A 24,107-nucleotide genomic window follows, 5' to 3' on the forward strand; every position below is an offset into this window, starting at 1 on the left:
GCGTGCGGCACCGGCGGCGCTCAAACGGGGCGGGATACGAAACGCACGATCTTCGCCAACAGGATACGGGGCGTAAAGCGCATCAGGAATACCTGCAACCGATTGCCCATGCCGTGCACCGCCAGCCGTTTACCTGCCAGCCCCACGCGCCAGGCATCGGCGCCGACCGCGTCGCCATCGGGCAGGTAGCCGCCCTTGAACAAGGCGGAGCGACGCGCGTTCGCCGCCTCGGAAAACCGCGTTCGGGTCGGGCCGGGGCAGTAGGCGGTGACACCGACGCCGCGCGCCGCCAACTCCTCGGCGATCCCCTCGCTCCACACCCGCAGATAGGCCTTGCTGCCGTAATAGACGGCGAGGAACGGCCCCGGTGGGAACGAGGCGATGGAACTGATGTTGAGGATATGGCCGCCGCGCGCGAGAAGCCGTGGCAGGAAACGCTTGGCCAGCACCGTTGGCGCCTCGATGTTGAGGCGCAGCATCGCCAGTTCGTCATCAAGGTCGGTATCGACGAATTCGCCATAGACGCCGACACCGGCGTTATTGACCAGCATGTCGATGGCGACACCGCGCGCTTCGACTTCCGCGAACAGCCGCTCGGCACCGCCGGGCGCGGCCAGGTCCGCGGCGATCGCCGTCGCCTCGATACCGTATCGCCGCCGCCAATCGGCCGCGAACGCTTCGATCGCGGCGGCATTACGCGCCGAAAGCAGCAAATGCCAGCCATCGCGCGCGGCGGCCTCCGCAATCCCCTTGCCGATGCCACCCGACGCCCCGGTGATCAGTACGGTCTTGCGCGGCGGAACCCGCGAGGTCATCAGTAAATCTCGCCGATGCAGCAACGCAGCGAACCACCGCCGGCCTCGATCGCCGCCAGCGGCACCGAACGCGGCACGAAGCCCGCATCGGCGAACAGACGCCGGCTCGGGGCGCGCAACGCGGCATCGGCGCGCGCGCTCATCCACACCGTATCGGCGGAAAGCGCAATGCAATTGCCGACGAAGGCGGCGTGCTCGGCCTCGTCGCAGATCAACGCATGCGGCGCGTAATGCGCGGCGATGGCATTGGCGATGGCGGCATCGGCGAAGCCTTTCGGGCACACCACCGCGGCACGGCCGGCCAGCACCGAAAGCACCACATTGGTGTGGTATTCGCCCTCGGCCAGGTCGAACAACAGCGAGGCGCGCAGGCCGAAGGCTTCATGCATCAGCCGCGCGCCTTCTTCGTCGCAGCGCTCGGACAGGCCGATGTAGCCCAGCCCGCGCGCGCGGTCGATCACCAGCGCGCCGGTCAGCTCGCACGGATGCGGCTGGCCGGACAAGTCGATTTCCTCGCGGCCAAGCACGTCACGGAAGAAGGCGCGGATGTCGCCGCGTCCGGCTTCGCGCTGGCGCACCGGGTGGCGCATCCGCGCGATCACCACCCGTCCGCCGGCGGTGCCGAAGACGTTGTTGGGAAAGACCGCGTCCGGCGTGGCCGGGTCGCCGGCGAAGCAGATCGCCGGCAGCACCGCGCCGATCGCGCGCTGCAATTCGCGGTGCTCGGCCGAGGCGCGCACGGCATCGAACGCCGAGGCATCGGCCATGTAGGCATTGTCCTCGGCCGATTGCGTGGCCTGGGCGAAACCATCGGGCGCGACGAGGAAGGCGGCGCGCGCGGTGGCCGGGCCGAAATCGGCGTCCAGGGTGCGCGCATGGGCGAAGAAGGCGGAAACGTCACGGGTCAGCATGGGGGCGATTGTCAGCGATCCCCTTCTTCCCCGCCAGCGGGTCGGTCGGCGTCGGCCCCAAAATCAATCGGGCGGCTCGCGCCGCCCGATTGGCCACAACTGGTTTTCTTGTGGAGTGCTCAGCCGCCCTTGCCGGGCTGCCCCTTGTCGCCGTAATTGGCGGCGAGCCAGGCTTTGTACTCGTCTTGCGTCAGTTGGCCGTCCTTGTCGGCGTCGGCGGCATCGAAGACCTGGGACAGGCTCGGCACCGAGGCGACTTCGGTCTTGCTGAGGCTGCCGTTGCCGTCGCTGTCGAGATCGTTCCAGTTGGTCTTGTCGCCGGCTTCGGCCGGCGGCGCCTGGGTGGTGGTCTCGGACTGCTGGCCGGCGGCGCCCTCGGTGGGCGGCGTTGCCGAAGTGGACTGCGGCGGCATCTCGGCGGCCTTGCCATCCTGGGCGGCATCCTGCGCGAAAGCCAACGGGGCGGCGCCCAGGGTCATGATGGAAGCGACCAACAGCGGGGCAAAGTTCTTGCGATAGTTCATCAGTTTCTACCTCTTTCGTTCGTGGGGGACTCGAAACGAGCCTCGGAAAGCGCCGAGACACGATGCGCCGATGCAAAGTCGGATTCGATTGCCATCGAAGCGCAACGCCACCTTGAACGAAGCCATATGAACCTTCACCACTGCGCAAGTGTTAAGAAAACGGAGGTTTAACCCGCCGCGCGATGAATCGAGCTAGACGGCCACCGCCCCGGCACGCACATGAAAACAGGCACCCGGAGGTGCCTGTCGCCGTTTCGCCTGGTGAATGTTTCGCCACTCAACCGCATTTGGAATAACCGCAATTGAGGCAGGTGGCGCAGCCATCCATGATCACGATGGCCTTGGCGTGGCATTTGTGGCACATGCTGGCGCTGGGCGGGAAGCTCACGCCTTCGCCGGTCACGGCGATGTCCTCGGGGTGCTCGACCGCGTCGGACGTGGCCGATGCCGGCACGGTTTCAGCGTTTTTTTTCGAGCCGTTCCGCCGTGCTTCGTAGGCGCGGCGCTTCTCCGCGATCAGCGCCAGTTGGTGCTCGCTCATTTCCGTATCGCACAGCATGCCGATGGTCTTCAGATGATCCTCGACGATACTGCCCAGCTCGGCCACCAGCGACGGCATGTAGACGCCGCCCGCCTTGAAATAGCCGCCCTTGGGATCGAACACCGCTTTCATTTCCTCGACCAGGAAAGTGACATCGCCGCCTTTGCGGAACACCGCCGACATGATTCGGGTCAGCGCGACGATCCACTGGAAATGCTCCATCGACTTGGAGTTGATGAAGATCTCGAACGGACGTCGATGTTCGTGATCGGTACCGGCGTTGAGTACGATGTCGTTGATGGTGACGTACATCGCATGCTCGACCAACGGCGATTTGATCTTGTAGGTGGAGCCGATCAGCACCTCGGGGCGCTCGATCCTCTCGTGCATCTGGATCACGTTGTCCGCCCCGGACTCGGCCTCGACGGTTTCGCGCGCCACGCTTGTCCCGGCCGGGGCGGGCTGGGCTTCGCGCGCCTTGTCTTCCGGGGTAAGTACGGCGTAACCCTTAATTTTCTTGTCGATCTTGACGGCCATGGTGTCCTGGTTCCTAGGGATGTGGAGATGTCCGCCGCCACCGGGCGACGGACGATCCTCACGGTTACTTCGCGACCTTACCCGCCGCTTTCTTGACCGCGCGCCGGGTGGTGGCGGTTTTCTTCACGGCCTTTTTCACGGCCTTTTTCGCGACTTTCTTGACCGCGACCTTCTTGGCGGGCGCTTTCTTCGCCACGACCTTCTTCACCGCCGCTTTCCCGGCCACCGCTTTCTTGGCGACGGCTTTCTTCGCGGCGGCCGCTTTCTTGGCGACGGTCTTCTTACCGGCCAGGCGCTTCACCGCTTCGGTCTTCTTGCCCGCGCCCTGTTTTTTCAGCGCGGCGGCCTCGGCGCGCGCCTTCTCGCCGGCCGAGGCGGCTTTCTTCTTCAAATCACCAGTGGTTTTCTTGGCGGCTTTCTTGACCGCGGCGGCGCGCTTGGTCACCGCCTTCTCCACTTGGGCGGCCTTCCTGGCGACCGTCTTACGCGCCGCCGTGGCCTTCTTCGCCACCACCTTGCGCACCCTGACGCCTTCCTTCTTGGCGCTGGCCGCGATGTCCTCGACCTTGGCAACGACGCTGCTGCCGGCTTCCTTCGCAGTCTCGACCGCGGCTCCGACGGCGTTTTCCGCCTTGGCGATCATGCCGCTGCTTTGCTTCTTGACCATATGCCCTCCTTGTGGGCGCAAACCGGGGATAGGGAATAAATGGGTATTACCCGCACGATGCTATACCCGTCGTCGCCGCAATGCCGCGTGACGAACCCCGCCCCCGGCGCGTCCGCCACCGGCTTCAGAACTTGCCGTAATAGCCTTCCTTGAGCGCATCGAAGAGATTGGCGGCGGTGTGCGTCTCGCCGTCGTATTCGATTTCCTCGTTGCCCTTCACTTCCACCACGCAGCCATCCTCCAGTTCGAAGCGGTAGGTGGTGTTCTCCAGGTCCGCCTCTTTCACCAGCACGCCCTGGAACGCGGCTGGGTTGAAGCGGAAAGTGGTGCAGCCCTTCAGGCCCTTCTCGTGGGCGTAGCGATAGATGTCCTTAAAATCCTCGTAGGGGTAATCGGTCGGGACATTGGCGGTCTTGGAGATCGAGCTGTCCACCCAGATCTGCGCCGCGGCCTGGACATCGACATGCGCCTTCGGCGTGATGTCGTCGGCGGCGATGAAGTAATCCGGCAATTGTTTGTCGGCATCATCGGCGAACGGCATCGCCTCCGGATTCACCAGTTCGCGGTAGGCCAGGAGCTCGTAGGAAAACACGTCGACCTTCTCCTTGCTCTTCTTGCCCTCGCGGATCACGTTGCGGCTGTAGTGATGGGCGAAAGAGGGTTCGATGCCGTTGGACGCATTATTGGCCAGCGACAGCGAAATGGTGCCGGTCGGCGCGATGGAGCTGTGGTGGGTGAAGCGCGCGCCGCGCTCGGCCAGCCGCGCGACCAGTTCCGGCGCGACTTCGGCCACCTTCCGCATGTAGCGCGAATAGCGCGCGTGCAACTGGCGACCTTCGATGGCATCGCCGACTTTCCAGCCGTCCTTCTCCATCTCCGGGCGCTTGCGCAGCATCTCGGCGGTGACGGCGAACTTCTCCAGCATGATCGGCGCGGGGCCTTTTTCCTCGGCCAGTTGCAGGGCGACTTCCCAGCCGGCCACGGCCATCTCGCGCGCGATCCGCTCGGTGAAGGCGCAGGATTCGCCGCCGCCGTATTTCATCCTCAGCATGGTCATGGCGCTGCCAAGGCCCAGGAAGCCCATGCCGTGGCGGCGCTTGCGCACGATCTCGTCGCGCTGCCGCGCCAGCGGCAGGCCATTCACTTCCACCACGTTGTCGAGCATGCGGGTGAACACGCGCACCACTTCCTTGTATTCCGCCCAGTCGAAGCGCGCCTGGTCGGTGAACGGGTCGCGCACGAACCTGGTCAGATTGACCGAACCCAGCAGGCAGGCGCCGTAGGGTGGCAGCGGCTGTTCGCCGCAGGGATTGGTGGCGCGGATGCTCTCGCACCACCAGTTGTTGTTCATCTCGTTGACCCGGTCGATCAGGATGAAGCCCGGCTCGGCGTAGTCGTAGGTGGAGACCATGATCATGTCCCACAGGTGCCGCGCCTTGACCTGGCCGTACACCTTGCAGGCGACCAGGCCGTCGTCACGGGCGAGGTAGCCCTCGCTGGTCGGCCAGTCGCGCCAGACGATCTCCTCGCGGTTGTCGAGATCGACCTCGTCGCGTTCCTTCACGGAGAGCGGGAAGACCAGCGGCCAGTCGGCGTCGGCCTCGACCGCCGCCATGAAGCCATCGGTGATGAGCAGCGAAAGGTTGAACTGGCGCAGCCGCCCGTCCTCGCGCTTGGCGCGGATGAAGTCGCGCGCGTCCGGATGCGAAACGTCGAAAGTGCCCATCTGCGCGCCGCGGCGGCCCCCGGCCGAGGACACGGTGAAACACATCTTGTCGTAGATATCCATGAACGACATCGGGCCGCTGGTGTAGGCGCCGGCGCCGGCCACGAACGCGCCCTTCGGACGCAGGGTGGAGAACTCGTAGCCGATGCCGCAGCCGGCCTTCAGCGTCAGCCCGGCCTCGTGGACTTTCTCCAGGATGCCGTCCATCGAATCGACGATGGTGCCCGAAACGGTGCAGTTGATGGTCGAGGTGGCCGGCTTGTGCGCCTGCGCGCCGGCGTTGGAGATGATGCGCCCGGCCGGGATCGCACCACGGCGGAGCGCCCAGGCGAAGCGCTCGCCCCAGTGCTCGCGCAATTCGGCGGTCGGCTCGGCCTCGGCCAGCGCCCTGGCGACGCGCCTGCAGGTGGCTTCGATGTCGGTATCGATCGCTTCGCCCTGCTTGGTCTTCAGCCGGTATTTCTTGTCCCAGATGTCCAGCGAGGCAGGCTGCATCGGGATGGCGGCATCCGCCTTTTCGCCGTTGTCCGTCCTGACCGCTTCGAGGCGTGCGTTGCTCATGCCGATGACTCGCTCCCTGTTGAATGCCGATGGCGCGCGCCGGGCGCGCGAACCGTTGCTCCGCTGCTTGCGCGATAGCGCCCCGGAGCCGCTCGTCTTTCCCGCTTGCCTTGGGCCTTCGACCCAACCCTTGGGAGCACCCAAGGAGTGAAACCCCAAGATATAGTGGAAGCGGAGCGAAAAGTTAGGCCGCCGGACCGGGCCTGTCAACCGCGCTTCCCCATTCATCCAAAAGAATTTTCAATGACATGCCAGGCGCGCGCCGGATACCCTCGCGGAACGAGCCATTCAGCTTTGTCGCGCCAGACTGCCCACTTCACATCAACGCCACCGCCGACACGGGATAACTATCCTCGATGAGCCCCTCCGAGCGCCCTGTCCGCCGCATGCCGCGGCCCCTGCCGACGCTGCTGGCATTGGCCGCCGCGGCCGGCTTCGGCGGTTTCGCCGCGACCGCCCTGCGCGATGCCATGACCCAGCCCGCCGAAGCGCAGCCGGCCAACGTGCCGATGGCGGCCCCCCTGCCGCCCGCCGTGGTCGGACAGCCGCGGCCCTCGCTGGCGCCGATGCTGGAAAAAGCGATGCCGGCGGTCGTCAGCGTGCACACCAAGCAACGCATCAGCGTCAGCCCGTTCGGCAACGATCCGATCTTCCGCCGCGTATTCCCCGAGCTGACCCAGGAGCGGATCAACGAATCGCTGGGCTCGGGCGTGATCGTCGATGCCGCGCGCGGCTACGTGCTGACCAACCACCACGTGATCGTGAATGCCGACGACGTTTCGGTCACGCTGGCCGACGGCCGCACGCTGAAGGCCGACTTCCTCGGCTCCGATCCCGATACCGACGTCGCCCTGATGCGGATTCCGGCCAACAAACTCACCGCGATCCCGCTGGCCGACAGCGGCCAGTTGCGGGTCGGCGATTTCGTGGTCGCCATCGGCAACCCGTTCGGCGTCGGGCAGACGGTGACTTCGGGCATCGTCTCGGCGGTCGGCCGCAGCAACCTGCCGGGCGCGGGTTTCCAGAACTTCATTCAGACCGATGCCAGCATCAATCCCGGCAACTCCGGCGGCGCGCTGGTCGATCTCGGCGGCCGCCTGGTCGGCATCAATACCGCCAGCTTCAACCCGCGCGGCTCGATGGCCGGCAACATCGGGCTGGGCTTCGCCATCCCCACCAACCTGGTCCGCGACATCATGCGGCAGCTCCTCGCCAACAATGGCCAGGTGCGACGCGGCACGCTGGGCGTGGACACGCAGGACCTGGACGAACGCCGCGCGCGCGCGCTGGGCCTCGGCTCCAGCCGCGGCGCCCTGGTCGCCCGGGTGCTGCCCGGTTCCTCGGCGGCGGCGGCCGGGCTGCGACCGGGCGACGTGATCGTCGCGGCCAACGGCCAGCGCATCGATAGCGCGGAAACCTTCCGCAACTTCCAAGGCCTACAAGCGGCGGACGCGCGTCTTAGCCTGGACATCCGCCGCGACGGCCAGCCGCTGCAACTCTCGGCCGGCCTGCGGGAGGTGCTGCGCGACGGCGCCAGTCTGGACCCGCGCCTGGCCGGCGTGACCTTCAGCGAACTGCCGGAATCGCTGCGCCGGCAGGGCGCCAGCGGCGTGCAGGTCGATGACGTGGCGCGCGGCAGCCGCGCCGAGCGAAGCGGCCTGCGCCGGGGGGACGTGGTGCTGGCCGCCTCCAGCGGCGAGTTCGGCGACCTCGCCAGCTTCCGCGCCAGCTTCCGCGACGCCCCCCCGCAACTGGTTTTCCGCATTTGGCGCAACGGCCAGCGCGGACAGATCCTGATGCAGTAACCCCCCCACCCCCAAGGAGACCGTGCCATGAACGTGAAAGACAACCTCGCCGAAGCCGGCAGCCACCTCAAGCAAGCCGCCGCCCACGCGGGCGATTCGATCAAGGGCGCCGCCGCCGCCGCCGGCGACGAGCTGCGCTACGGCCGCGCCAACATGAAGGCCGAACTGGCCGATTCCGCGGTCGCCGGCCTTTCCGCCGCCGAGGAAATGGGCGCCGCCGCCAAGGAGCAGATGGACGTGCTGATGGACAAGAGCCGCGACATGATCGACAGCGCCGCCGAGCTGATCCGCGAACGGCCCCTGACCGCCTTCGGCATCGCCTTCGCCACCGGCTGGGCCATCGCCAAGCTGGCGCGCGCGGGCGGCCAAGACAAGTAAGCGGCGATGAGCGCCGACAACGGCACGCCGCCGCCCGATCCCGCGCCCGACCTGCTGGAAACCCTCCGGCAGGTCGGCGCCGCCGGGCGCGCCGGCGTCGATGCCACGCTCGATTCGGCCAAGGCGATGCGCACGCTGGTGTCCGCCGACATCTCGTTGGCGCGCAGCGCCGCCGGGCGCACGCTGGCGCTGACCGCCGTGGCCATCGTCTTCGGCGCGGTCGCCGGGCTGTTGCTGACCGCCGCGCTGGTGGCGGTGCTGGCCTTGCGCTTCGGCCTGCCGTGGTCGCTCTCGCTCCTGATCGTCGGGCTGCTCTGCCTGGCCGGCGCGGGTATCGCCGGCTGGCGGGCCATGCACTATTTCGAGCACACCCGGATGAAGGCCACGCGCCGGCAACTGGCCAGGCTCGGCATCGGCGAACTGGCCGAGCACACGCCGGAAGCGGGATCGGCGCAATCGACCCGCGAGGCGACCGAACACATGCCGCCGAAACAGACCAACGGCGCGCCGGTGAAGGACCGCCGGGGCATCGACGTGACGCCGCCCTGAGGCGGCTTCGGCACAAGGGAAGATCATGGGCTTCAAGCAACTCATCCACAAAGTCACCCAGGCCGAGCAGGCGCTCGAAGCCCGCGAGCGCAGCGTCGGCGCCGATTGGCGGCAGTTGCGGACATCCTGGCGGGCGATCTGGACGCCGGGCCGGATCGTGATCGCCGGGCTGGCCAGCGGCTTCCTGGTCGGACGCACGCGGCCGCTGGCCGGCATCGGCGGCTCCGGCGTATTGCAGATGCTCTCGGCGCTGTCCGGCCTGGTCGCCGGTGGCGGCGCGCAGGCCGCCGTCGACGAAGCCGAGAACGCCCGCCACGAGGCCGGGACGCCGCGCGAGCCCAACCCGCCGACACGGGCGGCCGCCCCCGATGCCGGGGGCAACGACCATGAATCGCTGCGCCATTACGAGCGCCTGCGCCGCGCCGGCCTGACGTGAGCACGCCGGTGCCGCCCACGCCGGGCGGCGGCCCGCCCTCGCCCGCCAACGACGAAGCTCCGCTCGCCGCGCCGCCGCGTCCCCGCACCTCGCTGGCGCTGCTGACCCTGGCCACGCTGGCGCTGGGCTGGACGCTGTGGGCCACGCAAACGGTGATCCTGCCGATCCTGCTGGCGCTGTTCTTCGCGTTGATCGGCAACCCGATCATCCGCCTGCTGCAAAAGCTGTGTCTGCCGCGCCCGCTCTCGGCGGTGATCGTGCTGTTCGGCGGGCTGGCGCTGGCCGTGTCGCTCGGGCGGCAACTGGTCGAGCCGGTGGCGTCCTGGCTACAGGAAATGCCGCGCCAGATGAACACGCTGGCGCCCAAGCTGCGCGCCATGACCAAGCCGGTGCAGGCGGCCAACCGGATGGCCGAGGACATCGCCCGCAGCGCCGGCGGCGAGCGCATCAACAAGCCGGTGCAAGTGATCAAGACCGAGGTCAACGACCCCTACAAGACCCTGACCGCGACGCCCAGGATCGCCGCCCAGGTGCTGGCGGTGATCCTGCTCACGCTGTTCTTCATGATCTTCGGCCAGACCTTGCAGAAACGCGCCATCGAACTGCTGCCGGGCCGCCACCACAAGCGCATCACCATCGACATCCTGCAATCGATCGAACGCGAAATGTCCCGCTACGTGTTGACCATCAGCGCGATCAACGCCGTGCTCGGCCTGGCGGTGGCCGCGGCGCTGCACGTCGCACTGGGCCTGAATCCACCCGAGGCGCTGCTGTGGGGCACGCTGAGCGCGCTGCTCAACTACGCGCCCTACGTCGGCCCGGCCATCGGCGCGCTGCTGATGCTGGTGATGGGCCTGACCCAGAACGACGGCCTGGCACAGGCGCTGCTGCCGGTGGCGATCTACCTCGGCTTGCAAACGATCGAAGGCCAGGTGGTCACGCCGCTGATCCTCGGCCGGCGCATGGCGCTCTCGCCGCTGGTCCTGATGCTGGCGCTGATGGTCTTCAGCTTCCTGTGGGGCATGCTTGGCCTGCTGCTGGCGGTGCCGCTGCTGGTTTGCGGCAAGATCATCCTGTCGAAGGTCGAGGGATTCGAGGGGTGGGCCAGGCTGCTGGAGTAAGCCCGCCACCGGCGCAAATCCGCGCGCCCCGCCCCATGCGGGCACGCACGCCAAAGGCGGCGAGCGATTGGGCGAGCCGCTAGAATCATCGCGATGAGCCTGACCATCCGCGCCATCAGCCTCGATCTCGACGACACCCTGTGGCCATTCCCGCCCATCGGCGAACGCATCGAACGGGTACTGCACGACTGGTTCCTCGAACACTCGCCGCGCACCGCCCGACAGTTCCCGATCCCGGCCATGCGCCGGCTGCGCGAGCGGGTGATCGAACGCTTTCCCGCGCAATCGCACGACGCCAGCTGGCTGCGGCGCAAGGGCATCGAGATCGCGCTGGCCGAAAGCGGCGGCGATCCCGCCCTGGCCGATGCCGCCTATGCCGCGTTCTACGTCGAGCGCAACAAGGTGGACTTCTACGCCGACGCGCGCGCCGCGCTCGCGCGCATCGCCGCGCGCCTGCCGGTGTGCGCGCTGTCCAACGGCAACGCCGATCTCGACACCATCGGCATCGGCCACCTGTTCGCCCAGCGCGTCAGCGCGCGCGAGTTCGGCGCCGGCAAGCCCGCCCCGGCAATCTTCCTGCACGCCTGCGAGCGCCTTGGCCGGCGCCCGGAAGAAGTGCTGCATGTCGGCGACGACATCGAGGCCGATATCGTCGGCGCGCATCGCGCCGGGCTCGCCACCTGCTGGCTGCACCGCGACGACGCGCGCCCGCGCCACCCCACCTGGCCGAAGCGCGATTTCACGCCCAGCCTGACCTTCCCCACCCTGTGCGCACTGGCCGACTGGCTGGACGCGCGCGCCCACGACGAGACCCCGACATGAACGACCTGCCCGGCCTCACCCGCCAACCGCAAGCACCGATCCGTCCGTTCCACTGCGTGCGCGGCGTCGGCTTCGACGACTGGCGCAAGCTGCAACTGCCGGCCATCGGCCAATGGCTGGATGCGCAGAAATTCACCGCCGCCTCCGGCAGCAGCGTGCTATTGCCGGGCACCGATGGCATCGAGGGCGCGGTGATCGGCGTTGGCGACATCCATGACCCTTTCGCCCATGCGCACGCACCGTTCGCGCTGCCGCCCGGCGACTGGAAACTGGCCGGCGAGCTGGATGCCGAAGGCCGGCGCGCGCTGCTCCTGGGCTGGGGCCTCGGCAGTTACCGTTTCCGCCGCTACAAGCAACCGTTGCGCGAACCGGCGCGACTGGTGCTGGACGGCCACGCCGATGCGGAAACCCTGGACATCCTCGCCGCCTGCCTGCGCGTGCGCGACCTGGTCAATACCCCGACCGAGCACATGGGCCCGGACGAACTCGAAGCGGTGGTGCGCGAAATCGCCGAGCGCCGCGGCGGCCGGGTAGAGGTCATCGCCGGCGACCAACTTCTGGAGCGAAACTATCCCGCCATCCACGCCGTTGGCCGCGCCTCGCACCGCGCGCCGCGCCTCATCCAGCTCGAATGGGGCGAGCCCGACGCGCCGCGTCTGGCGCTAGTCGGCAAGGGCGTGTGCTTCGATACCGGCGGCCTCAACCTGAAAGCCAGCGCCGGCATGCGCAACATGAAGAAGGACATGGGCGGCGCCGCGCACGCCATCGCCCTGGCCGAGCTGATCATGGCCCGCGGCCTGCCCTTGCGACTGTCGCTGTTCGTCGCCGCGGTGGAAAACGCGGTCGGGCCGAACGCGCTCAGGCCGGGCGAAGTGATCGCCACCCGCAAGGGCACCCGCGTGGAAATCGACAACACCGACGCCGAGGGCCGACTGGTGCTGTGCGATGCGCTGACCCGCGCCGGCGAGGACGACCCCGCGCTGATGCTCGATTTCGCCACCCTGACCGGCGCCGCCCGCATCGCCCTCGGCCCCGACCTGCCCGCGCTCTACGCCAACGACGACGGCATCGCCGACGCCTGGCGCGCGGCGGGCGATGCGCATTTCGACCCGGTCTGGCGGATGCCGCTGTGGAAGCCCTATCTGCGCTACCTGGCAAGCGGCATCGCCGATCTGGCCAACGGCAGCGGCACGCCGATGGCCGGCAGCGTCACCGCCGCGCTCTATCTGCAACACTTCGTGGCCGATACGCAGCCGTGGGCGCACCTCGACGTCTATTCGTGGAACGACAACGACCGCCCCGGCCGCCCCGCCGGCGGCGAGGCGCAAGCCCTGCGCAGCGCGTTCGCGATGCTGAAGGCGCGCTTCGGCTGAGCACAAAGACGGGCAAGGCTGGCGCATGCATGCGGCGATCTTGATCTTGGCAAGCCGGCCCGGTGGCGACATCGCGCAGGTCGCGGATCGCCCGCCAGATCAGCCGGCGGGCCTCGATATCGAGACCGGTGGTGGGTTCATCGAGGAACAGCAGTTCGGGCGCACCGCAGATCGCCAGCGCGAACTGCGCGCGCCGCGGCTGCCCGCCGGAAAGCCGGCCATAACGACGATCGAGCAAGCCATCCAGCCCGGCCAGCGTCACGCAGTCGGCCTGCGTGCGCGGATTCGGGTAGCAGGCGCGGAGGGCTTCGAGCAATTCACCGACGGTGGAAGTCTCGGGCAGCCGCGCCGATTGCAGCATGGCGCCAATCCGGTAACGCGCGACCAGCGACCGTGGCGGCTGCCCGAACAACTCGGCACGCCCCGTATCGGCCGCCCCCAGCCCCAGCATCACACCGATCGCCGTGCTCTTGCCGGCGCCGTTGGCGCCTAGCGGGGCCAGCACTTCGCCACGCTGGATTCGCAGGTCGAAGCCGCCCAGCGCCGCCACGCCGCCATAGCGTTTGCGCGCGCCGGCAGGCGGGCGACCTCCCGCGTGGCGTGGTCGGGCGTCGTTGGCATGTCCATCGTCGTCTCCGGGCCCGAGGCGGCCAGGATGGCGATGGCATGATGTCGGCGGCAGTGGCCCCGGTCAGCCCAATCGCATGACAGTTGTCAGCTGACACGCCCCGCGCCGCATCGCAGACTGTGCGTCACTCATTGACTTCCGGCAGGTGGCGGTCGTCAGCCTCCCACTGCACACTGTCGCCAAACCACGCCGATACCGACGATGAACGCCTCCGCCGACCTGCTCAGGGAACTCCGCATCGACCGCCAGGCCACGCCACCGCCCAACCCTCGCCGCAAGTGGTGGGTGGCGGCCGCGGTCATCGCGGCGTTGCTGGCGCTGGCCGCCGTGTCCGCTTTCTTCGTTAGACCCAAGCCCCTGCCGGTGGATACCGCGACCGCGCGGTCGATCGGCGCCGGCGGCGAAGCGGCCTCGGTGCTCGATGCCAGCGGTTACGTGGTGGCGCGGCGGATGGCGACCGTCTCGGCGAAAGTGCCGGGCAAGGTGCAGGAGGTGCTGATCGAGGAAGGCCAGCGCGTCGAGGCGGGCCAGGTGATCGCCCGACTCGATCCCATCGATGCCGCCCAGCAGCGACAACTGGCGCAAGCACAGGTGGCCGCCGCCGAAAGCCAGCGCGCCGGCGTCGCCGCGCAACTACGCGAGGCCGAGGCCAACGCGACGCGGCTGTCCACGCTGGCCGGGCGGCAGTTGGTCTCGCGGGCGCAGTTGGATACCGCCATCGCCCAACGCGACGCCCTGCGCGCGCAATTGACGACCATCGCGCGGCAATCCCGGGTGGCCGAGGCGCAATCGCGGATCGCCCGGCAGGGCGTGGACAACACCGTGGTGCGCGCGCCGTTCGCCGGTATCGTGACCGCCAAGGCGGCGCAGCCGGGCGAGATCGTCTCGCCGATAGCGGCCGGCGGCGGCTTCACCCGCACCGGCATCGGCACCATCGTCGACATGGATTCGCTGGAGATCGAGGTGGAAGTCGGCGAAGCCTACATCGGCCGGGTGCAACCGGGCATGCCGGTCGAGGCCGGGCTCAACGCCTACCCGGACTGGAATATCCCGGCCGAGGTCATCGCCATCATCCCCGCCGCCGACCGCGGCAAGGCCACGGTCAAGGTGCGGATCGGATTGAAAACGAAAGACCCGCGCATCGTGCCGGACATGGGCGTCAAGGTGAGCTTCCTGGAGAAGCCGAAGACCGCCGACACCGCCAAGCCCGAAGGCGTGCGCGTGCCGGCCGCCGCCATCGCCGAACGCGGCGGCAAGACCGTGGCCTTCGTGGTCGACGCCAACGGCGTCGTGACGATGACGCCGGTCGCCAGCGCCGAGAAGCTCGGCGAACGCGACGTGCGGATCGTCGCCGGCCTCAAGCCCGGCGACGTGGTGGTGCTGGCCGCGCCGGACACGCTCAAGAGCGGCATGGCGATCACCGCCAACGACGCCACCGGGGAGGAATAAGCAATGGCCGCGCCCCTGGTATCGATCCACGACGTCGCCAAGACCTACCGGCGCGGGCCGGAAGCGCTCGAAGTGCTGCACGACATCCATCTCGAAATCGCCCGCGGCGATTTCGTCGCGCTGATGGGGCCTTCCGGCTCCGGCAAGAGCACGCTGCTGAACCTCATCGGCGGGCTGGACACGCCAAGCGCCGGCAGCATCGAGATTGAAGGCCAGCGCATCGACCGCATGAAGGAAGGCGAGCTGGCAAAGTGGCGCAGCGACCATGTCGGCTTCGTATTCCAGTTCTACAACCTGATGCCCACGCTCAGCGCGCAGAAAAACGTCGAACTACCGCTGCTGCTCACCGACCTGCCGGCCGCCAAGCGCAGCCGCAACGCCCTGATCGCGCTGACCCTGGTCGGCCTGGGCGATCGCGCCCGCCATCGCCCCAACGAACTCTCCGGCGGCCAGCAGCAGCGCGTGGCGATTGCCCGCGCCATCGTCTCCGACCCGGTGTTCCTGATCTGCGACGAACCCACCGGCGACCTCGACCGCCAATCCGCCGAGGACGTGCTCAACCTGCTGGAAATGCTCAACCGCGAGCACGGCAAGACCATCATCATGGTCACTCACGACCCCAAGGCGGCCGGGCACGCCAATCGCGTCATCCACCTCGACAAGGGCGTGCTGGTGGATGCGCCGATGCCGGCCTCGGCGCGTTGAGCGGGCGATGAAATACTTCTCGCTGATCTGGGCCTCGCTCTTTCGCAGCAAGCTGCGGACGCTGTTCACCATGCTCTCGGTGGCGACCGCCTTCCTGCTCTTCGGCATGCTGGATTCGGTGCGGGTGGCGTTCAATTCCGGTGGCGACGTGGCCGGGGCCAACCGGCTGGTGGTGATGTCGAAACTCTCCATCACCCAGATGCTGCCGGTCAGCCTGCAACAGCGTATCGCCGCCGTGCCTGGCGTGCGCCGGGCCGCCTACGCGGCCTGGTTCGGCGGCATCTACCGGGACCCGAAGAACTTCTTTCCCAATTTCTCGGTGAGCCGCGATTTCATCGCGCTGTACCCGGAATACGCATTGCCGAAGGCCGACCGCGCGCGCTTCGAGGCCACCCGCGACGGCGCCATCGTCGGCCAGGCGCTGGCGGAGAAACACGGCTGGAAGGTCGGCGACATCATCCCCCTGCAAGCCACCATCTTCCCCAACCGCGACGGCGGCAACGCCTGGCCGCTGAAACTCGCCGGCATCTTCCACGTCAGGGACGCCAAGCGGCGCGCCGAGGAAAACACCCTGTGGTTCCACTGGGACTACTTCAACGAGGCCAACCAGTACGTCAAGGGCCAGGTGGGTTGGTACGTGGTGGAACTGGCCCCGGGCGCGAATCCCGACCGCGTGGCCCAGGCCATCGATGCCATCAGCGCGAACTCCGACCGCGAGACCAAGACCCAGACCGAACAGGCGTTCAACCAGGCTTTCATCAAGCAGTTCGCCGACATCGGCATGATCGTCACCTCGATCATGGGCGCGGTGTTCTTCACCCTGCTGCTGTTGACCGGCAACACCATGTCGCAGGCGGTGCGCGAACGCGTACCCGAGCTGGCGGTGCTGAAGACGCTGGGCTTTCGCAACCGCTCGGTGCTGTGGCTGGTGCTGGCCGAATCCACGCTGCTGGTGCTGATCGGCGGGCTGACCGGGATGGGCGTGGCCACGCTCGTGATCGGCGGGGTCAGCGCGCAGAGCCAGGGCATCATGCAGATGACTTCGATCCTGCCGCAAACCTGGGCCGTGGGCATCGCGCTGATGCTGGCGATCGGCCTCGCCGTCGGCCTGTTCCCGGCGCTGCGGGGCATGCGGCTCAACATCGTCGATGCACTGGCGGGGCGCTGACATGCGAAAGCTGAAGCACGCCCTCACCAACCTCGCCATCGGCCTGGGCGTCGCACTCCTCCTGGCGCTGTGGATGGCGCTGCCCTGGCAGGGGGCGCTGGTCGCGCTGGCCCTCCTCGGCGTCTGGCTCGCGGCCAGCCGCGGCGGGCGGCTGACGTGGCTTGCGACCCGGCTCGGGCTCGCCAGCCTGCCGCAACGCTGGGGCGCCTCGCTGGTGATCGTCATCGGTATCGCCGGCGTGGTCGGCGTGCTGGTGGCGATGCTGGCGATGGGCGAAGGCTTCGCCACCACGCTCAAGGGCACCGGCAGCGACAAGAGCGCGATCCTGCTGCGCGGCGGCTCACAGGCCGAGACCAATTCCGTCATCACCCGCGACCAGGCGGTCCTGGTCGGCGGCCTGCCCGGCATCGCCCGCGACGACGAAGGACGGCCGCTGGTCTCGCCGGAGATTTCGCAGGTGGTCAACCTGCCGAGCAAGGCCGATGGCTCGGACGCCAACGTGCAGATGCGCGGCATCGGCCCGGCCGGCTGGAAGGTCCGGCCACGGCTGCGCATCGTGCGCGGCCGCGCCTTCACGCCCGGCAAGCGCGAGCTGGTGGTCGGCCAGGGCGTGACCGGGCAATTCCGCGGCGTCGAAATCGGCCAGACGCTGGTATTCGCCCACCAGCCTTGGGAAGTGGTCGGCGTGTTCGCCAGCGGCGACGCCCACGATTCCGAACTGTGGACCGATGCCGAAACGCTCTCGGGCGCCAGCCGCTACAAGATCTGGCAATCGATCAGCGTCGGGCTGGATGGCAGGGACGGACTGGCACGGCTGAAGGCCGCGCTGGCCGCCGATCCGCGCCTGAAACTCGATGCCGAAACCACCCGCCACTACTACGGCAAACAATCGGAACGGCTGAAGAAGCTGCTCGACATCCTGGGCCGGGTGATCGGCACGATCATGGCGATCGGCGCGGTGTTCGGCGCGCTCAACTCGATGTACGCGGCGGTGGCCGGGCGCGCCCGCGAGATCGCCACCCTGCGCGCCATCGGCTTCCGCGGCGGCCCGGTGGTGATGGCGGTGATGCTGGAAACCATGCTGCTGGCTGCGGCCGGCGGCGTGCTCGGCGCCGGCCTCGCCTGGCTCGTGTTCAACGGCTACAGCGTCAGCACGCTGGGAGAGAACTTCAGCCAAGTGGTGTTCCAGTTCCACGTCAGCCCATCCCTGCTGTGGACGGGCTTGAAGTGGGCGCTCGGCATCGGCCTGGTCGGCGGCCTGTTCCCGGCCTTGCGCGCGGCGCGGATGCCCGTGACCGAGGCCCTGCGGGCGGTGTGAGCCACGCTAACGGCGCCGGCTCCGCGCCGCCTTCGCCAGCGTGATCACCACCACCCCGGCCAGGATCACCGCCATCGCGCCCAGTTCCGCGGCGGTGGCGCGCTCGCCGGCCAGCCAAGCCCCCAGCATCACGGCGATCGCCGGGTTGACGTAGGCATAGCTGGAAGCCAGCGTCGGCCGCACATGGTGCAGTAGCCAGACGTAGGCGCTGAAACCGACAATCGAGCCGAACATCACCAGATAGGCCCAGGCGGCCAGCGCCTTGGGCGTCGGCATGGCGGCGAAACGCTCGCCGGTGAGCAACGCGATCACGATCATCAACACGCCGCCGCAAAGCATCTGCCCGGCCGCGGTCATGAAGGGCGAAGGCAGATCGCGGCCACGGCTCCAGATCGAACCAAACGACCACGACAGCGCAGCCGCCAGCAAGGCCAGCAATCCCGGCATCGAGCCATTCATCGCCCCGCCGGCATTGAGCCAGACCACGCCGACGAAACCGATGGCGATGCCGCCCCATTCGACCCGCGTCGGCTTCTCGCCGCGCATCATCGAGAACAGGCCCATCCAGATCGGCGCCGAGGCCACCGCCACCGCCGCCAGCCCCGAGGACACGGTCTGCTCGGCGTAGTTCACCATGCCGTTGCCGAAGGACAGCAACAGCATGCCCATCACCGCCACGTTGCGCCATTGTCGGCGGCTGGGCCCCGCCTCGCCGCGCAGGCGCAGCACGGTGAACATCAACGTGCCCGCCACGACGAAACGAATGCCGCCCAGCAGGAACGGCGGGAAACCGCCTTCCAGCGCGAAGCGGATGCCGAGGTAGGTGGAACCCCAGACGACATAGACGGCGGCCAGCGCCAGCGCGACCGCCAGGGGCCGCGGCGCAGCGGAAGTGGAATCGGACATGGCGTCATTGTGCCGGAGCCCGCACGCGCCGCGCATGCCATTTCCGACCCTCTCAGCCGGTGGAAAGACAAACGCCCGGCCAGGCCGGGCGTTGCGCTTCACACGTTCATACTTTCACGCGAAAGAAGGGCGGAGGCCGGTCAGTCGGCCCAGCGCCCCGGCGCGGTCGATTGCGGCAGCACCTTGGCCGCCAGCGCGCGGTCGCCATCGAGCAGGCGCGCGGCATCGCCGAGGATCGCCGCCGCCTCGCGCAGGAATGGATCGGGCAGCTTCTCGGCCAGCTTGTCGCGCTCGGCCTCGCGGGCGACATCGCGCTCCAGCCGGTTCAGGCCGTCGTCCATGCCGTCATCGGCCAGCGGGTCCAGCGGCAGGCCCAGGCGCTTGCGCTCGGCCTGGCGGAACTTGCGCTTGGTCTCCTGCTTATCGCGCTCGGCGCGGCGTTCGTCGACGTTGAGACTGATCCACTTCTTCTCGCGCTGGGCGCGGAACTCGGCGGCATCCTCGACCCGCCACTGGTATTCCACGTCCTTGGCCGCGCGCGTCTCGTGCAGCCGGGTCAGCACCGGCAACAGGCCGGCGAACTGGCCGTAGGTGACGTGCGGCGACGCGGCGATCTTGGTCCACGGCAGGGCGTTGTCGAAGGTGTTTTCGCCGTATTCGGAAGCATCGACAGTGACCGGAAACGGGATATCCGGGCTGACCCCCTTGTTCTGGGTACTGCCGCCGCTGGGGCGGAAGAACTGGGCGACGGTGAGCTTGACGTCGCCATACTGGGCCGCGCCCTGGTTCTGGACGATGCGATCCAGCCCGACCATCGCCTGCACCGTACCCTTGCCGAAGCTGGTCTCGCCGATGATAAGGCCGCGCCCGTAATCCTGGATCGCCCCGGCGACGATCTCCGAGGCCGAGGCCGAGGCCCGGTTGATCAGCACCGCCAACGGGCCGTCCCAGGCCATGCCCGGCTCGCGGTCGGCGCGCACGCCGATGCGGCCGCCGGCCTGGCGCTCCTGCACCACCGGCCCCTGGTCGATGAACAAACCGGTGATCGCCACCGCCTCGTCCAGCGAGCCGCCGCCGTTGTTGCGCAGGTCGAGCACCACGCCATCGAGCTTCTCCTTGCGGAAATCGGCGAGGATACGGGCCACGTCGCGCGAGGCCGAGGCGCCTTCGACATCGCGGGCGCGGCGGGCAGAAAAGTCCTGGTAGAACGACGGCAGCTTGACCACGCCGACACGGCGCGGCGGCTGTCCAGCGGCCTCGGGCAGTTGGATGATCTCCGGCTTGGCCTGGCTGTCGGCCAGCACCACCTTGTCGCGGGTCAACTGGATACGGACCGGCTTGCCATCGACCGGCGCGCTGGCCGGCAGGATGTCCAGCCGCACCACGCTGCCCTTGTCGCCACGAATCTTGGCGACCACGTCGTCGATACGCCAGCCGACCACATCCTCCATCGCCCCTTGCGCGCCCTGGCCGACGGCGACGATACGGTCGCCGGGCTTCAGCCGGGCATCGCGCGCGGCCGGACCGCCGGGGATCAGCTCCATGATGGTGACGATGTCCTCGCGCTTCTGGAGCTGCGCGCCGATGCCCTGCAACGACAGCGACATCTGCTGGTTGAAATTCTCGGCGGCGCGCGGGTTGAAATAGTTGGTATGCGGGTCGATCGAGCCGGTGTAGGCGTTCAGCGCGGTCTGGAAGATGTCCTCGGCGTTGAGATCGTCGATACCCTTGGCCACGTTGGCGTAGCGCTTGTCGAGGGTCTTGCGGATATCCTCCGGCGACTTGCCGGCCAGCTTCAGGCGCAGCCAGTCATAGCGCACCGACTGCCGCCACAGCGCATCGAGCGCCGCGGCATCGCTGGCCCAGGGCACGTCCTTGCGGTCGTATTCGTAGCGATCCTCGCCGGTGAAATCGAAGATGTCCTGTTTGAGCAGCGCGCGGGCGTATTCCGAGCGCGCCTTAACGCGCTCGCGGTAGCGCTGGAACACCGCATAGGTCGGGTTGAAATCGCCCCCCGTGATCGCCTCGACCATCAAGCGATCGCCCGCGCCGAAACCGTCGATGTCGGCGCGCGTCAGGTAGACCTTGGAGGGATCGAGCGATTCCAGATAGCGCTTCCACACCTCCGCCCCCAGCGCCGCGTCCAGCTCGCGCGGGCGGTAGGCGAAGCGACTGCTGGACAAAAGCCCATGCACCACCGCGGCGGTATCGGTCTGCGCCCGGGTGGTGACGAAGGCGCTGGCGGCCGGCTTGCGCGCGGCATTCCCGCTGGCCGGCCGGCGGGCGGGCGGGGCGACGGGCGGAACGGCTTCGGCCGGTAGCGCCGGGCGCTCCGGCGCGGTGCGCGGCGGCAGAGCGCCATCGGCCATGGCCAGCAGCGAGATCGGGGCCGCCAGGGCCAGGGAGAGCAAGGTGTGGCGTAGTTTCATCGAAACACTCTTCGGTCTGGGCATCATGCCGGCATCGGCACAGCGTGCACCAAATTCCGACCGTGCAACAGTGCATAAAGTTGCATGCCGATGCCAGACGACAGGCACGTCAGGTTAGCCGCCGCGCCCCGGCACCGCGTGAACCGGGCCGAAGCGGGGAAATGCCGGCTGGCGACCAATGGCCTTCCGGGTGAAATGCCGTTACAACGCCAAGCCGGCTGAGCGGCGGCTCTCTCCCATCAATGGCGAATTCCCCGGCGCCGACTGACCGCTATCGATCGTGCGGATCGATCACACCAGGGCCGACATCATCCCAGTCGGAGACGCGCATCGTCGCCCATGGCGACCCGGCAACAATTGAGCGAGCGAAAGTAAAAGAGTTCGTGATGGGGCAAACCTGCTTCAAGGAGCGCTGAAACTACGCGAATACCCCAACGCCGGAACGTCCAGGGGGCATAGGTACAACCCCATGCCCCGCGCTATCACGCCCCCCATGCCAGGGCTTATATAGTGGCCCCAAAACCAGGTGAAATGGAGTACTTCATGTCCCCTCTACCGCCACCTCCAGTTCCACAGAAACTGCGGGAAATGCTCAGGGATTATCCAGAGCATATCGTGCGCTTGCAGGAAGTGCTGAACTCAGCGATTGACCCAACCAAGACCCATTTGATGCCATTTGATGAGGCGATCTGGGCGCTTGAAGGCGCGCTGGAAGCCTTCATCGATGAAACCCGCAAAGAGCTCCGGGCCGCTGAAGCCAGTGGCGATCCGGCGGCGATTGCGAGAGCAGAGGAAAAGATTTCCCTAATGCGGCGTGCGCATTCCAGCAATGGAGGAATGCGGGACTTACACACCCTTCGCATGTATTTCGATGCAAACAAGAGAGCGTTCGAATGAGCGCGCCACATGATCGCCTCGATCCGAAAACGCATGCGAGCATCCTTTCCAAGGAAGTAATTCCTGAAAGCAGGTTGGATGAACTCCTCTCGCATGAACGCCCGAAGGCCATCATCTTGGCGGGGCAACCTGGCGCCGGCAAGGGTAGCTTGGCGGATGCCGCGAAGATCGAACTTGCCAACAATGTTGTAAAGATCGACCCCAACGAACTCCGCGAATACCACCCGACATCGTAACGTTATACCCAGCCCTGTCGCCCCCCCCCGTATCTGGGCTTATAGTGCCCCCCAAGACCAGGTGAAATGGAGTACTTCATGCCCCCTCTGCCGCCACCTCCAGTCCCACAGAAGCTGCGCGAAATGCTCAGGGACTATCCAGAGCATATTCAAACCCTCCAAGATGACTTGAATGATGTGGTAGCCAAACCATTCAAGGGCACCCCCATGTTTGAGCAAGCCATCTGGGCGCTTGAAGGTGCGCTGGAAGCCTTCATCGATGAAGCTCGCGACGAACTCCAGGCCGCCGAGGCCAGTGGCGATCCGGTAGCGATTGAGCGGGCGAAGGCGAAAGATTTCGTCATGGGCTCCACTCGGATGAACATGGGTGGTATGCCAGACTTGTGGGACTACTTAGAGACTCAAAAGGAGGCGTTCGAATGAGCACGCCGACTGATCGTCTCGACCCAGAAGTCCATGCGCATGTTTTTGAAGAACAAATTGTTCCGAAAAGCCTTCTGTCGCAAAAAGGATCGCATGAGCATCCCAAGGCGATCATCCTTGGAGGACAGCCCGGAGCAGGCAAGGGTGGTCTCGCAAGGTCAGCCGAACTCGAACTCCGCGACGACATCGTCAAGATCGACCCCGACGCGCTGCACGAATACCACCTGACGTTGTAACGTTATTACCCAGCCCTGTCGCGACACCCCGTATCTGGGCTTATAGTGCCCCCCAAGACTAGGTGAAATGGAGTACTTCATGTCCCCACTGCCGCCGCCTCCAGTCCCGCAAAAGCTACGGGAAATGCTCAAGGACTATCCAGAACACATTGAGCTCTTGAAAAGAACACTCAATCGGATAATCGAGAAACCAATGCACGGCTCCGATCCATTTGATCGAGCTATTTGGCTGCTCGAAGGTCGATTGGAAACATTTATCCAGGAAGCCCGCGAAGAACTCCAGGCTGCCGAGGCCAGCGGCGATGCGGTAGCGATTGCGAGAGCAGAGGAAAAGATTTCCCTAATGCGGCGTGCGCATTCCAGCAATGGAGGAATGCGGGACTTACACGCCCTTCGTATGTATTTCGATGCAAACAAGAGGGCATTCGAATGAGCGCGCCACATGATCGCCTTGATCCGAAAACGCATGCGAGCATCCTTTCCAAGGAAGTAATTCCTGAAAGTAGGTTGGATGAATTCCTCTCGCATGAACGCCCGAAGGCCATCATCTTGGCGGGGCAACCTGGCGCCGGCAAGGGTAGCTTGGCAGATGCTGCGAAGATCGAACTTACCAACGATGTTGTAAAGATCGACCCCGACGCGCTGCGCGAATACCACCCGACATCGTAACGTTATACCCAGCCCTGTCGCCCCCCGTATCTGGGCCTATAGTGCCTCCCAAGACCAGGTGAAATGGAGTACTTCATGTCCCCGCTGCCGCCACCTCCAGTCCCACAGAAGCTGCGCGAAATGCTCAAGGACTACCCGGAACACATTGAACTCTTGCAAGGAACGCTCAATCGGATAATCGAGAAACCGATGCACGGCTCCGATCCATTTGATCGAGCTATTTGGCTGCTCGAAGGTCGATTGGAGACATTTATCCAGGAAGCCCGCGAAGAACTCC

Annotated in this window: 25 protein-coding genes and 2 pseudogenes; 18 read left to right on the forward strand and 9 right to left on the reverse strand. The window is 66.9% G+C overall.

What is annotated here, in order from left to right; all coding sequences use genetic code 11:
* Positions 1-20: 20 nt before the first annotated feature.
* The 6 genes from EBB59_RS05870 to EBB59_RS05895 all read right to left on the reverse strand — a co-directional run bounded on the left by EBB59_RS05870 (position 21) and on the right by EBB59_RS05895 (position 6,282).
* Positions 21-815: an SDR family NAD(P)-dependent oxidoreductase gene (locus EBB59_RS05870; protein ID WP_122101206.1), complete on the reverse strand. Its 795-nt coding sequence runs from the start codon at positions 813-815 to the stop codon at positions 21-23.
* A complete protein-coding gene (locus EBB59_RS05875) occupies positions 815-1,726 on the reverse strand; it encodes an arginine deiminase-related protein (protein ID WP_122101207.1) in 912 nt (303 codons plus the stop codon). The genes EBB59_RS05870 and EBB59_RS05875 overlap by 1 nt, the downstream gene beginning before the upstream one ends.
* Positions 1,727-1,845: 119 nt before the next feature.
* Positions 1,846-2,250, reverse strand: a complete 405-nt coding sequence (locus tag EBB59_RS05880; RefSeq protein WP_122101208.1) for an EF-hand domain-containing protein — start codon at positions 2,248-2,250, stop codon at positions 1,846-1,848.
* A 277-nt stretch (positions 2,251-2,527) separates the two neighbouring features.
* Positions 2,528-3,328: a TSCPD domain-containing protein gene (locus tag EBB59_RS05885; protein ID WP_122101209.1), complete on the reverse strand. Its 801-nt coding sequence runs from the start codon at positions 3,326-3,328 to the stop codon at positions 2,528-2,530.
* A gap of 64 nt (positions 3,329-3,392) precedes the next feature.
* Complete coding sequence (locus tag EBB59_RS13780) at positions 3,393-3,995, reverse strand: hypothetical protein (RefSeq protein ID WP_158601726.1); 603 nt, start codon at positions 3,993-3,995, stop codon at positions 3,393-3,395.
* A gap of 124 nt (positions 3,996-4,119) precedes the next feature.
* Entirely contained in the window at positions 4,120-6,282 is a 2,163-nt protein-coding gene (locus EBB59_RS05895; protein WP_122101211.1) for an adenosylcobalamin-dependent ribonucleoside-diphosphate reductase, read from the reverse strand.
* 386 nt (positions 6,283-6,668) lie between these two features.
* On the opposite strand from EBB59_RS05895, the gene EBB59_RS05900 reads away from it, so the two are divergent.
* From EBB59_RS05900 to EBB59_RS05930, 7 genes are all read left to right on the forward strand, one after another.
* A complete protein-coding gene (locus EBB59_RS05900; RefSeq protein WP_122101212.1) occupies positions 6,669-8,087 on the forward strand; it encodes a trypsin-like peptidase domain-containing protein in 1,419 nt (472 codons plus the stop codon).
* Positions 8,088-8,114: 27 nt separating this feature from the next.
* The gene (locus EBB59_RS05905; protein ID WP_122101213.1) at positions 8,115-8,465 is read left to right on the forward strand and encodes a hypothetical protein; all 351 of its coding nucleotides are present in this window, start codon (positions 8,115-8,117) and stop codon (positions 8,463-8,465) included.
* A 6-nt stretch (positions 8,466-8,471) separates the two neighbouring features.
* A complete protein-coding gene (locus EBB59_RS05910) occupies positions 8,472-9,014 on the forward strand; it encodes a phage holin family protein (protein WP_122101214.1) in 543 nt (180 codons plus the stop codon).
* Between the two features lie 25 nt (positions 9,015-9,039).
* Positions 9,040-9,450, forward strand: coding sequence for a hypothetical protein (locus tag EBB59_RS05915; protein ID WP_122101215.1), 411 nt, complete (start codon positions 9,040-9,042; stop codon positions 9,448-9,450).
* Positions 9,447-10,571: an AI-2E family transporter gene (locus tag EBB59_RS05920; protein ID WP_425451800.1), complete on the forward strand. Its 1,125-nt coding sequence runs from the start codon at positions 9,447-9,449 to the stop codon at positions 10,569-10,571. The genes EBB59_RS05915 and EBB59_RS05920 overlap by 4 nt, the downstream gene beginning before the upstream one ends.
* A gap of 93 nt (positions 10,572-10,664) precedes the next feature.
* Positions 10,665-11,393: an HAD family hydrolase gene (locus tag EBB59_RS05925; RefSeq protein ID WP_122101216.1), complete on the forward strand. Its 729-nt coding sequence runs from the start codon at positions 10,665-10,667 to the stop codon at positions 11,391-11,393.
* Positions 11,390-12,766 carry a leucyl aminopeptidase family protein gene (locus EBB59_RS05930; RefSeq protein ID WP_122101217.1) on the forward strand — a complete coding sequence of 459 codons (1,377 nt, stop codon included), beginning with the start codon at positions 11,390-11,392 and terminating at the stop codon, positions 12,764-12,766. The genes EBB59_RS05925 and EBB59_RS05930 overlap by 4 nt, the downstream gene beginning before the upstream one ends.
* Positions 12,767-12,953: 187 nt before the next feature.
* Here EBB59_RS05930 and EBB59_RS05935 read toward each other — a convergent pair.
* Positions 12,954-13,316, reverse strand: a pseudogene (locus tag EBB59_RS05935) (ATP-binding cassette domain-containing protein); the annotation flags it as partial.
* A gap of 279 nt (positions 13,317-13,595) precedes the next feature.
* Here EBB59_RS05935 and EBB59_RS05940 point away from each other — a divergent pair.
* Genes EBB59_RS05940 through EBB59_RS05955 form a run of 4 tightly spaced genes read left to right on the forward strand, consistent with a single transcriptional unit; the run spans position 13,596 to position 18,034 of the window.
* Entirely contained in the window at positions 13,596-14,843 is a 1,248-nt protein-coding gene (locus EBB59_RS05940) for an efflux RND transporter periplasmic adaptor subunit (protein WP_122101218.1), read from the forward strand.
* Between the two features lie 3 nt (positions 14,844-14,846).
* Positions 14,847-15,548, forward strand: coding sequence for an ABC transporter ATP-binding protein (locus EBB59_RS05945; protein WP_122101219.1), 702 nt, complete (start codon positions 14,847-14,849; stop codon positions 15,546-15,548).
* Between the two features lie 7 nt (positions 15,549-15,555).
* The gene (locus EBB59_RS05950; RefSeq protein ID WP_122101220.1) at positions 15,556-16,716 is read left to right on the forward strand and encodes an ABC transporter permease; all 1,161 of its coding nucleotides are present in this window, start codon (positions 15,556-15,558) and stop codon (positions 16,714-16,716) included.
* Position 16,717: 1 nt separating this feature from the next.
* Entirely contained in the window at positions 16,718-18,034 is a 1,317-nt protein-coding gene (locus EBB59_RS05955) for an ABC transporter permease (RefSeq protein ID WP_122101221.1), read from the forward strand.
* A gap of 6 nt (positions 18,035-18,040) precedes the next feature.
* Here the strand turns inward: EBB59_RS05955 and yedA are convergent, their stop codons facing one another.
* Positions 18,041-18,940: a drug/metabolite exporter YedA gene (gene yedA / locus EBB59_RS05960; RefSeq protein WP_122101250.1), complete on the reverse strand. Its 900-nt coding sequence runs from the start codon at positions 18,938-18,940 to the stop codon at positions 18,041-18,043.
* Positions 18,941-19,080: 140 nt separating this feature from the next.
* Positions 19,081-21,369 (reverse strand): carboxy terminal-processing peptidase, encoded by a 2,289-nt coding sequence (locus EBB59_RS05965; protein WP_342769031.1) that lies wholly within the window; start codon positions 21,367-21,369, stop codon positions 19,081-19,083.
* Between the two features lie 543 nt (positions 21,370-21,912).
* Here EBB59_RS05965 and EBB59_RS05970 point away from each other — a divergent pair.
* The 7 genes and pseudogenes from EBB59_RS05970 to EBB59_RS13425 all read left to right on the forward strand — a co-directional run.
* Complete coding sequence (locus EBB59_RS05970; protein ID WP_245979087.1) at positions 21,913-22,266, forward strand: hypothetical protein; 354 nt, start codon at positions 21,913-21,915, stop codon at positions 22,264-22,266.
* A complete protein-coding gene (locus tag EBB59_RS05975; protein ID WP_122101223.1) occupies positions 22,263-22,502 on the forward strand; it encodes a zeta toxin family protein in 240 nt (79 codons plus the stop codon). The genes EBB59_RS05970 and EBB59_RS05975 overlap by 4 nt, the downstream gene beginning before the upstream one ends.
* 78 nt (positions 22,503-22,580) lie before the next feature.
* Entirely contained in the window at positions 22,581-22,925 is a 345-nt protein-coding gene (locus EBB59_RS05980) for a hypothetical protein (protein WP_245979089.1), read from the forward strand.
* Complete coding sequence (locus tag EBB59_RS05985) at positions 22,922-23,161, forward strand: zeta toxin family protein (RefSeq protein ID WP_122101224.1); 240 nt, start codon at positions 22,922-22,924, stop codon at positions 23,159-23,161. Before EBB59_RS05980 ends, EBB59_RS05985 begins: the two co-directional genes overlap by 4 nt.
* A 79-nt stretch (positions 23,162-23,240) precedes the next feature.
* Entirely contained in the window at positions 23,241-23,594 is a 354-nt protein-coding gene (locus EBB59_RS05990; protein WP_245979091.1) for a hypothetical protein, read from the forward strand.
* Positions 23,591-23,830, forward strand: a complete 240-nt coding sequence (locus tag EBB59_RS05995; protein ID WP_122101225.1) for a zeta toxin family protein — start codon at positions 23,591-23,593, stop codon at positions 23,828-23,830. Before EBB59_RS05990 ends, EBB59_RS05995 begins: the two co-directional genes overlap by 4 nt.
* Positions 23,831-23,905: 75 nt before the next feature.
* Positions 23,906-24,107: pseudogene (locus EBB59_RS13425) on the forward strand (hypothetical protein); the annotation flags it as partial.

The sequence above is a fragment of the Solilutibacter pythonis genome (assembly GCF_003697345.1).
In the GTDB taxonomy this organism is placed as follows: Bacteria; Pseudomonadota; Gammaproteobacteria; order Xanthomonadales; family Xanthomonadaceae; genus Solilutibacter; species Solilutibacter pythonis.